General features: G+C 49.8%; 1 pseudogene. It reads left to right on the forward strand.

What is annotated here, in order from left to right:
• Positions 1-233: pseudogene (locus F3I16_RS21130) on the forward strand (hypothetical protein); the annotation flags it as partial.

A 233-nucleotide genomic window follows, 5' to 3' on the forward strand; every position in this document is an offset into this window, starting at 1 on the left:
GGAATGGCGTATTAGGGCCCGCCCCTACAACACGACCATTGCCAATGGCATGTTTGCTTTCATGACCATAGCCATGGTCATAGTATTTTATTTGATGTTACACAACGACAATGACCTCTCCACCCTTGGGAAGTTTGCATGGAGCCTCCCCCCCTGCGCTGTTTTCTTGGCTGCTCTTTACGGAACCACCCACCAAAAAACCAAATTCGCCTACCGCTTTACCAAAGCAGGCA

The organism is Pseudomonas sp. L-22-4S-12, from assembly GCF_009799935.1.
Taxonomy (GTDB): Bacteria; Pseudomonadota; Gammaproteobacteria; order Pseudomonadales; family Pseudomonadaceae; genus Aquipseudomonas.